Consider the following 11,962-nt stretch of genomic DNA (forward strand, 5'->3'; position numbering starts at 1 on the left):
TTGTAGTTCACATTCACATAAAAAAAACGTACATAGGGGCATGTACGTTTGGGCAGTTTTTCATTATATATTCAGTTTCAGAATGCCTTTTTGCATGGCAATGGTGACGGCTTCCGTCCGCGAATCAGCGCCTAATTTGTTATAAATCGATGTTAATCTCGCTTTTACCGTCCGCTCTGAGATTCCTAAATCGAAGGCGATCGCTTTGCTTTTATGTCCTTGCGCAACGGCTTGCAGAACTATGATTTCCTTGTCCGTCAGCTGTGTTTCATTGGCATTTGCCCGTTCCATTTTCATTTCCCGGAAACGCCGCAAGATATCCGGCTGCAGAAGCACTTCTCCCCTGACCGCCGCATCCATCGTATGAAATAAGGTTTCTGAGCTTGTGTCTTTCAGCAGATAACCGTTCGCGCATTCAATGCCTTCTATCATCAGATGATCTTCATTATAGGTCGTCAAAATAATGATCGGCACATCAGATTGCTCTTTTATCTGTTTAATGGCTTCCAGCCCGCTCATTTCCGGCATGTACAGATCCATGAGAATGACATCGGGCTTTAGTTCCTCTGCGAGGCGGACGGCGGTTTTCCCGTTTTCCGCCTCTCCCGTTATGGTGTAATGGTCATTTGTTTCTATCAAAAGCTTCAGACCTTCTCTGACGACAAGATGGTCATCTGCTATTAACACTTTATACATGTTCCGCCTCTCCTTGAATTGGTATGATGATCTCGATTTGAGTTCCCGCTGATCTGGCGCTTGTTATACGGAAAGTGCCGTTCATCATATTGACGCGTTCTTGTATCCCAAGCAGCCCGTAATGTCCGCTTTTTCTCATTTCTGTCCCGGCATCAAAGCCTTTCCCGTCATCTTTGACGGTTATGCGGATCTGTCCCTCTTCTTCTTGAACGGATACCCAGACATTCTTTGCTTCTGCATGCTTGGCGGCGTTTGTCAGGCCTTCTCCGATCATGTAATGGCAATTCTCCGCCGTATGAACGTCAAGCACATGATGCACGCTGTAATCTAAAAAACAAGACAGCCCGGAGGCTTCTGTAAAATGGTTGATTTGTTCAGTGATGCTTTCTTTTAAGAACCCGATCTTTTCTGATGTGCTGCGAAGGTTGTCAATGGCCGAGCGCGCATCAGCCAATGTGCCTTTCACTCTGTCCATTGACTGGCTGATGATGTCTTTCGCTCTGTCAGTGTTACCCTTTGAAAGATGAACATGCACCGCTTCAAGCTGCATATGCAAGCTGACCAATCCTTGAGCAAGCGTATCGTGCAAGTCTCTCGCCATCCGCTGTCTTTCATTCTGAAGCGTCAGCTGTTTCACTTGCCGGTGAGCGAGCTCTAATTTTTCAAGCGTCATCTGTGTTTTTATTTTTTCATCAACTTGCGCGAAAAATGTGGCCGCATACGTGATAATCACGATCATGATGGGAGCGGCGATAACGATGAAACGTAGCAGATGATGCGGATGCTCCTGGTGCAAGGCTGTTATGGACATTAAAATGAAAAGATAGAGTATGAGCAGCGTTTTTCCCTTATCCGCCATTCCGATAATCTGCCCGATTAAAAAGGCATAGAGACCGACGACAACCGCGATATAGCCGCCGGTCATCAAGTTAGCCGATGTATATATGATAAATCCCTGTATGATGAAATAAAGAAACGTCTTTTTCTTCACCCAGCGATGGGAATGCCAGTGCAGCACGGTAAAAATGACGATCAATATCGTGAATAACAGCAGCAAAAAAACCGTCCAGCTTTCATAAATGTACTGCAAAGAGACTGATGCGGCATATACCATAAAAATAAACGCCAGACCGGGCACCCGAAGCGCAAGCATATGCAATGAGCGTCTGTCACGGGAGACATAGTCTTCTTGATGTTTTGTACCAAACAATCTCTGTCCACTTCCTTTTAGCCGACCGGCCTCACGAGGTTTTATTCTATTTGTCATCATACCATAAGTGCCTTCTTCTCACCTTCCCCTTCTGTTCCTGCATGACGGGTGAAAGAAAAAACAGCCTGCGGGATTGTTCGCAAGCTGCTTTTTTGTTCATATCTTTTTTATGACCTTTCCCGGGTTTCAGCGGTCTCGTCTCCCGCGCGGCAAAACCGCCCGCGCATCAGAAAAACGTTCATGACACCAACAGCCATTCCATGTGAACAAGAGGAAGCGATTGTGCTTCCTCTTTTTTTTGACTCTCCGCTTTTTCTGATAAACAAAATTTGTAAGACTAGACCTCTTTTCTCAGGGGAAATTAATTACGTAATTGAGAAGAGGAGGTTTAAAGATAATTATGGAAAAGCGTGAATTAGCGGCTCACGAGTCGCTTGACTTACATGAAATCATTAACTTCAAGACGCTTTGTGTAGCGAAATCCAAGCTCATGCAAGGGCTTGTGTTTGATCAGGATCTGAAAACGTTAATGGAAAAAGACGTTCAGCAAGCCTCTCAAGACCTGGCTGATCTGCAGGCGGTTTATGAACGGGCAACGTTTCAGGCTCCCGTTCCTCAAAACCGGCCGACTTCGATCATCAATTGAAAGGAAGGTAAGCATCATTGAATCATGACCATTTAGATCCGATCAATTCATTACATGTCCCTGAACTTGCGGACATGACATTCGCAATGGATTTTCTCATACGCGCCAAAGAAGGCATCAGAAATACCGCCGTCGCTTTAACAGAAACCGCTTCACCTGATGTAAGAGCTTTGCTGCGCAAACAGCTCATGCAGGGAATCGCGATGCATCAGGAGATAACAGACTTGATGGTCAGCAAAAAGTGGTTTCACCCGCATGATCTGAGCGAACAGTATAAATTGGATCAGCTCTCTGCGAAAAATACCCTCATGGTCGGAAATATGAACCTGTTTCCCGTTGAAACAAACAGAAAAGGGATGTTTGACCGCACACCTGATGAACACTAACACTGGAGGTATTACAGCATGAAGGCCGTAACGTATCAAGGAGTGAAAAACGTCGTTGTCAAAGACGTGCCTGATCCGAAGATTGAAAAACACGATGACATGATTATAAAAGTCACAAGTACGGCAATTTGCGGATCAGATTTACATTTAATCCACGGACTCATCCCGAACTTGCAGGAAGACTACATCATCGGCCATGAACCGATGGGCATCGTGGAAGAAACCGGTCCCGGCGTGACGAAAGTCAAAAAAGGGGACCGCGTCATTATTCCTTTTAATATCGCCTGCGGAGAATGCGTTTATTGTAAAAATCACCTGGAAAGCCAATGTGATCAATCAAATGAGAACGGCGATATAGGCGCTTATTTCGGCTATTCAGGAAATGCCGGCGGCTATCCGGGAGGACAGGCGGAGTATTTACGCGTGCCATTTGCGAACTTTACTCACTTTAAAGTTCCCGAAACATGCGAAGAACCGGATGAGAAACTGAGTGTTATTTCCGATGCGATGACAACCGGCTTTTGGAGCGTTGACAATGCCGGCGTAAAAGAAGGCGATACAGTTATCGTTCTCGGCTGCGGGCCTGTGGGTCTGTTCGCTCAAAAATTCTGCTGGTTAAAGGGAGCGAAACGCGTAATAGCCGTAGACTATGTCAACTACCGTCTCCAGCATGCGAAACGGACGAATAAAGTGGAACTCGTGAACTTCGAAGACCACGAAAATACGGGCAGCTACCTGAAGGAAATCACCAAAGGCGGCGCCGACGTTGTCATTGACGCCGTCGGCATGGACGGGAAAATGACAGACCTTGAGTTCCTCGCCAGCGGATTAAAACTTCAGGGCGGGGCGATGAGCGCATTGGTCATCGCGTCCCAAGCGGTGCGAAAAGGCGGAACGATCCAGATTACGGGCGTGTACGGCGGCAGATATAACGGTTTTCCTCTTGGCGATATCATGCAGCGAAACGTCAATATCCGATCAGGACAAGCTCCGGTTATCCATTATATGCCGTATATGTTTGAACTGGTGTCAACCGGCAAAATTGATCCGGGCGATGTTGTAAGCCATGTCATTCCGCTTAGTGAAGCGAAGCACGGCTATGAGATGTTTGACACGAAAACAGATGATTGCATAAAAGTTGTACTCAAACCTTAGAGAACGGAGGCTACAGAAATGGCCAGCGCCTTACATGAATTACTCGAAATTCAGGAGATGGCTTCTTTTAAGTCACTTTGTCTGACGAAGTCCAAAACCATGAAAGCGCTCGTATCCGATCCGCAGCTGAAAGAAATCATGCAGCAGGATGCGGATACATCAACAAGGCAATTGCAGGAATTTGCCTCAATTTTATCTGATGCACAGCATGAATGAGGAGATGAATGACGAATGAATCCGATTATGGAATACTTGACGGGAATGAATGCACTGACAGACCAAATTGTCGCAATGGATTTATTGAATTCGGCAAAAAGCGGTGTCAGAAACTATGCGATGGCGGCGACGGAAGCCGGAACGCCTGAAGTGAAAGCGATCCTCACCCGGCACTTAGAAGAAGCCCTTGACATGCACGAGCAAATCTCACGCTATATGATGGAAAAAGGCTGGTATCACCCGTGGAACACAAATGAACAAGTCCGACTCAATTTGCAAAATATTGATACTGCGCTCCGCCTGCCCGTCCTATAAATCGTTTTGCTGCTGAGACTGCACCCCTGACTCAAGCTTCAGTATTTCAAACTGTGAGCTGCCTTTTACAGCGCCCAGGCGGCTCTCAGTTTTTTTATGCCTTCTTGTATATCGGTTTCAGAAACCCCCGCGAAACCGAGAGAAACTGTTTTTTCAGGGACCTGTTTTTGATAGGTAAGAGACACGGGATAGATTTTGACGCCTTGTTCCTCCGCCTTTTCAATCAGCTCTTTTTCGCTGAAAGGCAGATGAACGTCAAGTAAAATCCGCAGCCCGGAATTTTCTCCGCGAATCCTGACGTATTGTCCCAGCTCGCGCCGCACGGCCTCTAATAATACCGCTCTTTTTTTCCGGTACAGCTTTCTCATTCTGTTAATATGTTTCTGCCACTCTCCGCTTTTGATAAATTGAGCCAGCGTCAGCTGACTGTGGCAGGAGACGGTCTGTTTATATAAAGAAGCGATTTCCCTGCCTTTTTCGATAAGCGGCAAAGGAAGAATCATATAGCTGATGCGCAGCGAAGGAAGCAGAGATTGGGAAAACGTTCCCATATAAATGACACGGTGATGCTGATCAAGCCCCTGCAATGATGGGATCGGCTGGCCGTTGTATCGGAATTCACCGTCATAATCATCTTCTATAATGAACGATTGATTTTCCTCCGCCCATTTCAGCAGCTGAATCCTTCTGTTTACCGGCATAATCGTTCCTAACGTAAATTGATGAGAAGGCGTGACATATACAAGACGCGGCCGCTCTTCATTCAGCTTCCGGATACAGACTCCTTCATCATCGACGGGTATCGGAATGATCTTCATGTGATTGGCTTTAAAAATCTCCCTCGCTCTCGGATAACCCGGATCTTCATATCCGATGGATAGATTTGCTTCAAATATTTTGCACAGCATTTGCAAAAGAGCAGGGTTCCCGGCGCCGACTATCACTTGTTCAGGACGACAATTCACCCCGCGCGACTGATATAAGTACTCCGAAATGAGCGTTCTCAATTCAAGCTCGCCCAAATCATCCCCGGGCCGATACAGCTCATGCCCGTATTGATCTAAGCTTGTAACCATACTTTTGCGCCATGCCGAAAACGGAAAATGAGCGGCATCCACAGTGCCGTAGTGAAAATCAATCCATTGGCGGTCTTCCTTCGCCTTTGTTTGAACAGGCGAAGCGCCCGGCTTTTTCACATAGACGGCGTCCGAGTCATAATCGGCAAACCATCCGCTTCTCGGCTTACTGACAATATAGCCTTCGGCGGCAAGCTGTTCATAGGCCCGCTCCACAGTCGTCTGACTGATGGAAAGCTGACTTGACAAAAGCCTTTTTGAAGGAAGCTTCAGTCCTTTAGGAAGACGGCCCTGATGCATATTTTCCTTAAAATGCCGATAAAGCTGCTGATAAAGCGGAATATCCAGATCTCTATTTAAAAATGGCGTGATATCCATTTTTGCTCCCTCCAAACTGGCATTCTTCTTTTTATAAAAACTGGCCATTTGTATAAGGTCAATTTCAGTTTATAGTCATTATAAACTTTGAAAATGGGTTTAGAAATATATATTGGAGTGATTGGAATGAAGAAAGCCGCAAACGGCTGGATTAACGGATTTATCGGCGTGCTCATTTTCAGCGGCTCGCTTCCTGCGACCCGCTTGGCTGTAGCGGACTTTGACCCGGTATTTCTCACCGTATGCCGCGCCGCGATAGCCGGTATATTGGCAGGCGCTCTGCTCCTCATTTTTCAGGAGAAACGCCCTGCCAAAAGCGACATCATTTCACTAATAACAGTAGCGCTCGGCGTCGTGATCGGTTTCCCGCTGCTTACAGCCTTAGCGCTTCAGCATGTCACATCCGCTCATGCCATTGTCTACATCGGGCTTCTCCCGCTTGCGACGGCGATCTTCGGCGTACTGCGAGGAGGCGAACGGCCCAGGCCGGTCTTTTGGATTTTCTCGGCTGCCGGCAGCATCCTCGTAGCCGGATATGCTCTGCTGCAAGGAGGAGAATCCTCTCCGCTCGGTGATACGTACATGATCGCTTCGATTATCGTGTGCGGTCTCGGTTATGCCGAAGGCGCCCGCCTCTCCCGGCGGCTTGGCAACTGGCAGGTGATCTCTTGGGCACTCGTTTTATCGCTTCCCCTTATGTTCATCCTGTCTTTCTGCTTCATGCCGGACTCATGGTCAAACATCGGCGCGCCCGCACTGCTCAGTCTTGCATATGTCTCAATATTCAGCATGCTGATCGGCTTCGTATTCTGGTATCGCGGACTCGCCCAGGGAGGCATCGCCGCGGTCGGGCAGCTGCAGCTTCTGCAGCCTTTCTTCGGACTGTTACTGGCCGCCATGATTCTCCATGAAAAAGCAGGATGGGAACTTGCGGCGGTGAATGCCGGCGTTATCGCTTGCGTGGCGGCCGCCCGGCAGTTCGCAAATCAATCAGAAAAGGCCGAACAATGAACTTGTTCGGCCTTTTCATTATATTCCGCCCGTAGGCAGCAGAAGTCTGTATCTCTTTCACATGATCCGGCTATTTTTCAGGCAGGCTGAACTCCCTTAAACGCACTCATCACCAGATCATGCACATAGGAATCATTCACCTCATCACCTGTAATAAGCAGACGATAGAAAATCGGTCCGTAAATGAGATCGATGCTTACGTCAATATCAAGATTCTCTCTTAATTCACCTTTTTGAATTCCCTTTTCCAGAAGGCCTTTCGCTTGGAGGCGGCGGGGCTTGAAAAATCTCGTGCGATATTCTTCCGCCAATTTTGCATCCAGCTGCCCCGCACCGATTAATTCCTTAATAACGGTTCCTTCCCGGCTCGTCAAAAACCTTGCTAAATTCGTGGCGTGGGTCAATATATCTTGCACTGTTGATCCTGTATCGGGCACAGGCAGTCTGTCCGTAGCGGTCGAAAGAAAGCTGTCCATGATAACGGCAGCCTTGTTTGACCACCATTTATAAATCGTTGCCTTACTTACTTTGGCACGCTCAGCAATTTTATCGACTGTCACCGCGTCAAAGCCATTTTCCAACAATAGATCATAGGCTGCAGAAAGAATCGCCTTATGTGTTCCTTCATCGCGCGGCCGTCCTCGTTTACTCTGCACATGAATCATTCCTTCCCGAATTATAAACGATACGTTCAGTATACTTAACCTGTATAAAAAAAGAAAACAGAAACCTATTTACAAAACTGAACGTTTAGTATATCATTTGCTTATAATGAAACTAAACGTTCAGTTTATAAAATAACTTGAGGGAAATCTTGATGAAACATAGACTCCCAAAGCCTCTGCGTAAAGGAGATGAATCAGCAAATCATTTATCAAAGCATCATAAAAACCACTTAAAAAGGAGTTCATTCATATGGCTAAAGAAAACAAACAAACAGCAGATCAGGGAATTTCACCTGGTTTAACCCTTCTTCTCGCAACGGCATGCGGTATCATTGTCGCTAATCTTTATTATGCACAGCCCTTGGCAGGATTCATTAGTGCGGCAATCGGGCTTTCTCCAAGCAGCGCAGGATTGATTGTCACACTGACTCAAATCGGATACGTTGCCGGCTTACTGTTTCTCGTCCCTTTGGGAGACATTATCGAAAACAAAAAACTTGTCGTTGTATCGCTCCTTCTAAGCGCAGCCGCTTTGACACTGACAGCATTTGCGAAGCATGGAACACTGTTTTTAGCCGCTGCGTTTTTCATCGGACTGGGATCCATCGCAGCCCAAGTGCTAGTTCCGTTCGCATCATACCTTGCACCGGACGCCGCACGTGGCCGGGTTGTCGGCAATGTGATGAGCGGCCTGCTGCTCGGTATTATGCTTTCCCGTCCGATATCCAGTCTGGTCGCTGATATATGGGGGTGGAATGCCATATTTGCTTTATCCGCCGCGTTAAGTGTTGTCCTGGCAATCGTCTTATCAAAAGTGCTTCCTGCCAGAAAACCAACAGCAAACACAAGCTACACCGTCTTACTCGGTTCAATGTGGAAGCTGCTGCGCACGACTCCGGTCTTACGCCGCCGTGCCATTTATCATGCGTTTGTATTTGGAGCTTTCAGCTTGTTCTGGACGACTGTACCTTTATTATTGTCCGGTCCTGCTTTTCATTTTTCTCAAAAGGCAATCGCGCTGTATGCATTAGCGGGCATTGCAGGTGCAGCGGCTGCACCGATAGGCGGCCGTCTGGCTGATCGCGGCCTGACCCGGCTTGCCACCGGAATCGCTCTCGGTGCTGTCATCGTTTCTTTATTACTCCCGCTCATGATTCAAAGCAGCTCCCACGTCGGCATAGCAGTTCTGGTGGCCGCAGCTATCCTGTTGGATATGGGGGTATCTGCCAATCTCGTACTCAGTCAGCGTGCCATTTTTTCGTTGGCACCTGAATTTCGCAGCCGATTAAACGGATTATTTATGGCCATCTTCTTTCTGGGCGGTGCTATAGGATCATCAATCGGAGGATGGGCATACGCCTCAGGCGGGTGGAGTATCACATTATGGATTGGAATCGCTTTTCCGGTCATAGCATTGCTTTATTTCACCACGGAGAAATAAGCCTTTCACCAAAAAAAAGCCGTCAGGACCAAGCTGACAGCTTTTTTTGGGGTGTATTCTTCTTTACATCCATCCGAACAAAAAATCCCGATTCATGAAAAGATGATATTGATTCTTTACGCCCCGCTCATATAGACGGGCGCGTGCCCGCTGCCGATTCTTTCAGCAGCGGTAAAACCATGTCATAATATGTTAAGAAATAATTGCGCCATAGGCAGGTGAACACATGAAGAAGTATTTATATAAACACCTTTTGTTAGCTCTCGTTTCGTCCGTTTGCTTTTTATTGGTCTTTTATGTGGGTTTAAAAATGACACAGGAAGACACACCGCCGTTGTCTTCTTACCCGTTTTACCTTTTTATTTATCTTTACATCGCAGCCGGATATTTGACGGTCGGCCTTGTTTTAGCTTGTATGACTGATATCTTGAAGAACCGCTGGACATTCAATAAACCGTCTACCATTCTATTGAAACTTATCGTTTACTTATTCATACCGTATGCTATTTTTCATTCTTTCTTCATTTTAATGGCGCCGTTGATTTATGTGCTGTTTGAGTCGTTATTCATCCTGAGAAAAGCTTCATAACCTGCAAAAACATACCGCATGCTGCCGGTATGTTTTTAACATGCTTGTCAGTTGTTCGCAGTGATCCGTTTGATGTTTTCTTCCATCAAGCCGGAAATGAGCTGTTCGTTTGTATGAGGAATCTGTTTGAGCTGTTGTACGACCAGCCCTTGTCTTGCAGCTGAATGATTTTGACTCAGCTTTGCTTTCCCCTCTATTTTGCTGATTTTGATTTTAAAGCCTTTTACCCCTTTGTTCATGCCTGCCAGCACTTTCGCATCGACATCCTCTAATTTGTACGGGCTGTCGGGGCTTTCGTATTTCAATACGAGATCACTCATCGACTGCACGGTTTCTTCCTCATCCAAAAGCTCCGTCTCTCCGTAAACATGAACCGCCACATAATTCCATGTGGGAACAGCCTGATTCGTCTCATACCATTTAGGCGAGATATAACAATGAGGCCCTTGAAATACGGCTAACACGTTTTGGCCATCAATCTCTTTCCATTGGGGGTTCGGCAATGCAAAATGACCGTATAAGCATTCGTTATCCTTACTCATCATCAATGGCAGGTGGGTTGCATACGGCATGCCTCCCGCCGTTGAAAACAATGCTGCGAAACCATACTCTTTGATGACATCGCACGCTTCAGCTTCACTCAGCTGAAATGGAGCCGGAATATACATACAAAACTCTCCTCTCGAACATGGATTGATAAAGCGCTTTCCGCTATAATAAGATATCAACTGACATTTAAAAAGGTACAGTTTCAAATAAATACACATGTCAGAGGAGAACATCTGATGAAAAATATGATTTTCGCTTTCGAAAGCGACACCCCGAAATACAAACAAATTTACGAGCAATTTAAAACATTGATTGAGCAGGGAAATATTCAGGCAGATGAGCGGCTGCCTTCGATTCGGGAGCTGGCAGATTCCCTGCGGGTAAGCCGTAATACAACGCTGATGGCTTATGATCTTCTTTTAGCGGAGGGATACATTCGCGGAGAAACACGCAAAGGTTATTTTGCAAATGAAGTAGAACCTTCTTTATTTCAAAAAGAAAACGATGTTGTCCACGCTGAGAAAACCGAATCAACTCAGCCGGCCCTGATTGATTTTCGCGCCGGAGCCGTCGATCAAAAGCATTTTCCTCTGAAAACATGGAGAAAATTATACAATCAAGTTTTGACATCAGAGAAAAGCTTCCTGTACGGCGAACCGTTCGGCGAGAGAGACCTGCGTGAACAAATTGCCGCTTATCTCTTGGAATCCCGCGGAGTGAAAACAGATGCGGATTCCATTATCATCGGCAGCAGCACGCAGCAGATGCTGATATATCTCAGCCGGATTCTGAAAGAGGATTTTTCGGGAATGATCGTTGAAGACCCGGGATTTGACGGTGCCAGAGCGGCTTTTCAATTTCACGGGCTTTCTCTGAAGACGATGCCTGTCTATGAAAACGGAGCTGATTTTTCTCAATTACATGCAATGAAAGAAAAATTAATCTATGTGACCCCATCCCATCACAGCCCTTACGGCGTAAGCATGTCCATTCAGCAGCGCCAAACTCTGATCAATTGGGTGAATCATAGAGAGGGTTATATTCTTGAGGATGATTATGACAGTGAATTCCGTTATACACAGCAGCCGTTTCCCGCTCTTGCTTCCATTCAATCAGACCGGGTGATTTATTTAGGGAATTTCTCAAAATCCTTTCTTCCGGGCATCCGCATAAGCTATATGGTTTTGCCGCAGCGCCTTTTGCACCGGTATAAAGAACGGTTTATTCATTTCGAAAGCACCGCTTCTTCGCTTAACCAGCTGACCATGGCTGAATTGATGAAGGCCGGTGAATGGACCCGCCATATTAAGCGCATGCGCATTGTTTACAGGCGAAAAATGCAGCACTTGATTTCACATGTAAAGCAGCAGTTCGGCGGTCATGTGACGATCATCGGCGACCAGTCGGGTTTGTATATATTGATGAGAGTTCACCTGAACTATACAGAAGAAACATTAATCGAACGCGCTTTTCAGTACGGAGTGAAGGTATACCCTACCGCCGTTTATTTCGTTGCCGAAAAACCCGAACCGCCGATCATAAAGCTGGGTTTCGCCCATCTCGATACGGATCAGATCACACAGGGCGTACAGCTTTTGAGAAATGCTTGGCTGTCATGAAAGAAAAAAG

General features: G+C 46.5%; 14 protein-coding genes. 9 read left to right on the forward strand and 5 right to left on the reverse strand.

The window, feature by feature from the left end; genetic code table 11:
* Nucleotides 1-63 precede the first annotated feature (63 nt).
* Together ydfI and BGM27_RS15565 are read right to left on the reverse strand one after the other, a co-directional pair.
* A complete protein-coding gene (gene ydfI, locus BGM27_RS15560) occupies nucleotides 64-696 on the reverse strand; it encodes a two-component system response regulator YdfI (RefSeq protein WP_007409321.1) in 633 nt (210 codons plus the stop codon).
* Nucleotides 689-1,849, reverse strand: a complete 1,161-nt coding sequence (locus BGM27_RS15565; RefSeq protein WP_050551737.1) for a sensor histidine kinase — start codon at nucleotides 1,847-1,849, stop codon at nucleotides 689-691. Before BGM27_RS15565 ends, ydfI begins: the two co-directional genes overlap by 8 nt.
* A 457-nt stretch (nucleotides 1,850-2,306) precedes the next feature.
* On the opposite strand from BGM27_RS15565, the gene BGM27_RS15570 reads away from it, so the two are divergent.
* From BGM27_RS15570 to BGM27_RS15590, 5 genes are read left to right on the forward strand one after another with little or no spacing between them, the layout of a single operon-like run.
* Complete coding sequence (locus BGM27_RS15570; RefSeq protein ID WP_007409324.1) at nucleotides 2,307-2,552, forward strand: hypothetical protein; 246 nt, start codon at nucleotides 2,307-2,309, stop codon at nucleotides 2,550-2,552.
* A 17-nt stretch (nucleotides 2,553-2,569) separates the two neighbouring features.
* Nucleotides 2,570-2,938: a spore coat protein gene (locus BGM27_RS15575; protein ID WP_007409325.1), complete on the forward strand. Its 369-nt coding sequence runs from the start codon at nucleotides 2,570-2,572 to the stop codon at nucleotides 2,936-2,938.
* A gap of 18 nt (nucleotides 2,939-2,956) precedes the next feature.
* Entirely contained in the window at nucleotides 2,957-4,093 is a 1,137-nt protein-coding gene (locus tag BGM27_RS15580) for a zinc-dependent alcohol dehydrogenase (protein WP_007409326.1), read from the forward strand.
* A gap of 18 nt (nucleotides 4,094-4,111) precedes the next feature.
* Nucleotides 4,112-4,309 carry a hypothetical protein gene (locus BGM27_RS15585; protein WP_007409327.1) on the forward strand — a complete coding sequence of 66 codons (198 nt, stop codon included), beginning with the start codon at nucleotides 4,112-4,114 and terminating at the stop codon, nucleotides 4,307-4,309.
* Nucleotides 4,310-4,324: 15 nt separating this feature from the next.
* Nucleotides 4,325-4,624 carry a spore coat protein gene (locus BGM27_RS15590; protein WP_007409328.1) on the forward strand — a complete coding sequence of 100 codons (300 nt, stop codon included), beginning with the start codon at nucleotides 4,325-4,327 and terminating at the stop codon, nucleotides 4,622-4,624.
* Nucleotides 4,625-4,689: 65 nt separating this feature from the next.
* Here BGM27_RS15590 and pdxR (BGM27_RS15595) read toward each other — a convergent pair whose 3' ends face one another.
* Nucleotides 4,690-6,078 (reverse strand): MocR-like pyridoxine biosynthesis transcription factor PdxR, encoded by a 1,389-nt coding sequence (gene pdxR, locus BGM27_RS15595; RefSeq protein ID WP_020953906.1) that lies wholly within the window; start codon nucleotides 6,076-6,078, stop codon nucleotides 4,690-4,692.
* A gap of 126 nt (nucleotides 6,079-6,204) precedes the next feature.
* On the opposite strand from pdxR (BGM27_RS15595), the gene BGM27_RS15600 reads away from it, so the two are divergent.
* On the forward strand, nucleotides 6,205-7,089 hold the full coding sequence (locus BGM27_RS15600) for a DMT family transporter (RefSeq protein ID WP_007409330.1): 885 nt from the start codon (nucleotides 6,205-6,207) through the stop codon (nucleotides 7,087-7,089).
* A 77-nt stretch (nucleotides 7,090-7,166) separates the two neighbouring features.
* On the opposite strand, the gene BGM27_RS15605 is transcribed toward BGM27_RS15600, so the two are convergent.
* A complete protein-coding gene (locus BGM27_RS15605; protein ID WP_007409331.1) occupies nucleotides 7,167-7,745 on the reverse strand; it encodes a TetR/AcrR family transcriptional regulator in 579 nt (192 codons plus the stop codon).
* Nucleotides 7,746-8,004: 259 nt separating this feature from the next.
* On the opposite strand from BGM27_RS15605, the gene BGM27_RS15610 reads away from it, so the two are divergent.
* Nucleotides 8,005-9,195: an MFS transporter gene (locus tag BGM27_RS15610; protein ID WP_007409332.1), complete on the forward strand. Its 1,191-nt coding sequence runs from the start codon at nucleotides 8,005-8,007 to the stop codon at nucleotides 9,193-9,195.
* A gap of 226 nt (nucleotides 9,196-9,421) precedes the next feature.
* Nucleotides 9,422-9,784, forward strand: a complete 363-nt coding sequence (locus tag BGM27_RS15615) for a hypothetical protein (protein WP_007409333.1) — start codon at nucleotides 9,422-9,424, stop codon at nucleotides 9,782-9,784.
* Nucleotides 9,785-9,831: 47 nt separating this feature from the next.
* Here BGM27_RS15615 and BGM27_RS15620 read toward each other — a convergent pair whose 3' ends face one another.
* Nucleotides 9,832-10,452 carry an FMN-binding negative transcriptional regulator gene (locus BGM27_RS15620; RefSeq protein WP_007409334.1) on the reverse strand — a complete coding sequence of 207 codons (621 nt, stop codon included), beginning with the start codon at nucleotides 10,450-10,452 and terminating at the stop codon, nucleotides 9,832-9,834.
* A gap of 117 nt (nucleotides 10,453-10,569) precedes the next feature.
* Between BGM27_RS15620 and pdxR (BGM27_RS15625) the strand changes: the two genes are divergently transcribed.
* Nucleotides 10,570-11,952, forward strand: coding sequence for a MocR-like pyridoxine biosynthesis transcription factor PdxR (gene pdxR, locus BGM27_RS15625; RefSeq protein WP_007409335.1), 1,383 nt, complete (start codon nucleotides 10,570-10,572; stop codon nucleotides 11,950-11,952).
* Nucleotides 11,953-11,962 lie beyond the last annotated feature (10 nt).

The sequence above is a fragment of the Bacillus sp. FJAT-27001 genome, assembly GCF_019039175.1.
Lineage (GTDB): Bacteria > Bacillota > Bacilli > Bacillales > Bacillaceae > Bacillus > Bacillus velezensis.

What these genes read in the sequence shown, in the direction of transcription:
- ydfI (WP_007409321.1), bottom strand. Translation starts at nt 696, where the DNA reads ATGTATAAAGTGTTAATAGCAGATGACCATCTTGTCGTCAGAGAAGGT.
- BGM27_RS15565 (WP_050551737.1), bottom strand. Translation starts at nt 1,849, where the DNA reads ATGCTTGCGCTTCGGGTGCCCGGTCTGGCGTTTATTTTTATGGTATAT.
- BGM27_RS15570 (WP_007409324.1), top strand. Translation starts at nt 2,307, where the DNA reads ATGGAAAAGCGTGAATTAGCGGCTCACGAGTCGCTTGACTTACATGAA.
- BGM27_RS15580 (WP_007409326.1), top strand. Translation starts at nt 2,957, where the DNA reads ATGAAGGCCGTAACGTATCAAGGAGTGAAAAACGTCGTTGTCAAAGAC.
- BGM27_RS15585 (WP_007409327.1), top strand. Translation starts at nt 4,112, where the DNA reads ATGGCCAGCGCCTTACATGAATTACTCGAAATTCAGGAGATGGCTTCT.
- BGM27_RS15590 (WP_007409328.1), top strand. Translation starts at nt 4,325, where the DNA reads ATGAATCCGATTATGGAATACTTGACGGGAATGAATGCACTGACAGAC.
- pdxR (WP_020953906.1), bottom strand. Translation starts at nt 6,078, where the DNA reads ATGGATATCACGCCATTTTTAAATAGAGATCTGGATATTCCGCTTTAT.
- BGM27_RS15600 (WP_007409330.1), top strand. Translation starts at nt 6,205, where the DNA reads ATGAAGAAAGCCGCAAACGGCTGGATTAACGGATTTATCGGCGTGCTC.
- BGM27_RS15610 (WP_007409332.1), top strand. Translation starts at nt 8,005, where the DNA reads ATGGCTAAAGAAAACAAACAAACAGCAGATCAGGGAATTTCACCTGGT.
- BGM27_RS15615 (WP_007409333.1), top strand. Translation starts at nt 9,422, where the DNA reads ATGAAGAAGTATTTATATAAACACCTTTTGTTAGCTCTCGTTTCGTCC.
- BGM27_RS15620 (WP_007409334.1), bottom strand. Translation starts at nt 10,452, where the DNA reads ATGTATATTCCGGCTCCATTTCAGCTGAGTGAAGCTGAAGCGTGCGAT.
- pdxR (WP_007409335.1), top strand. Translation starts at nt 10,570, where the DNA reads ATGAAAAATATGATTTTCGCTTTCGAAAGCGACACCCCGAAATACAAA.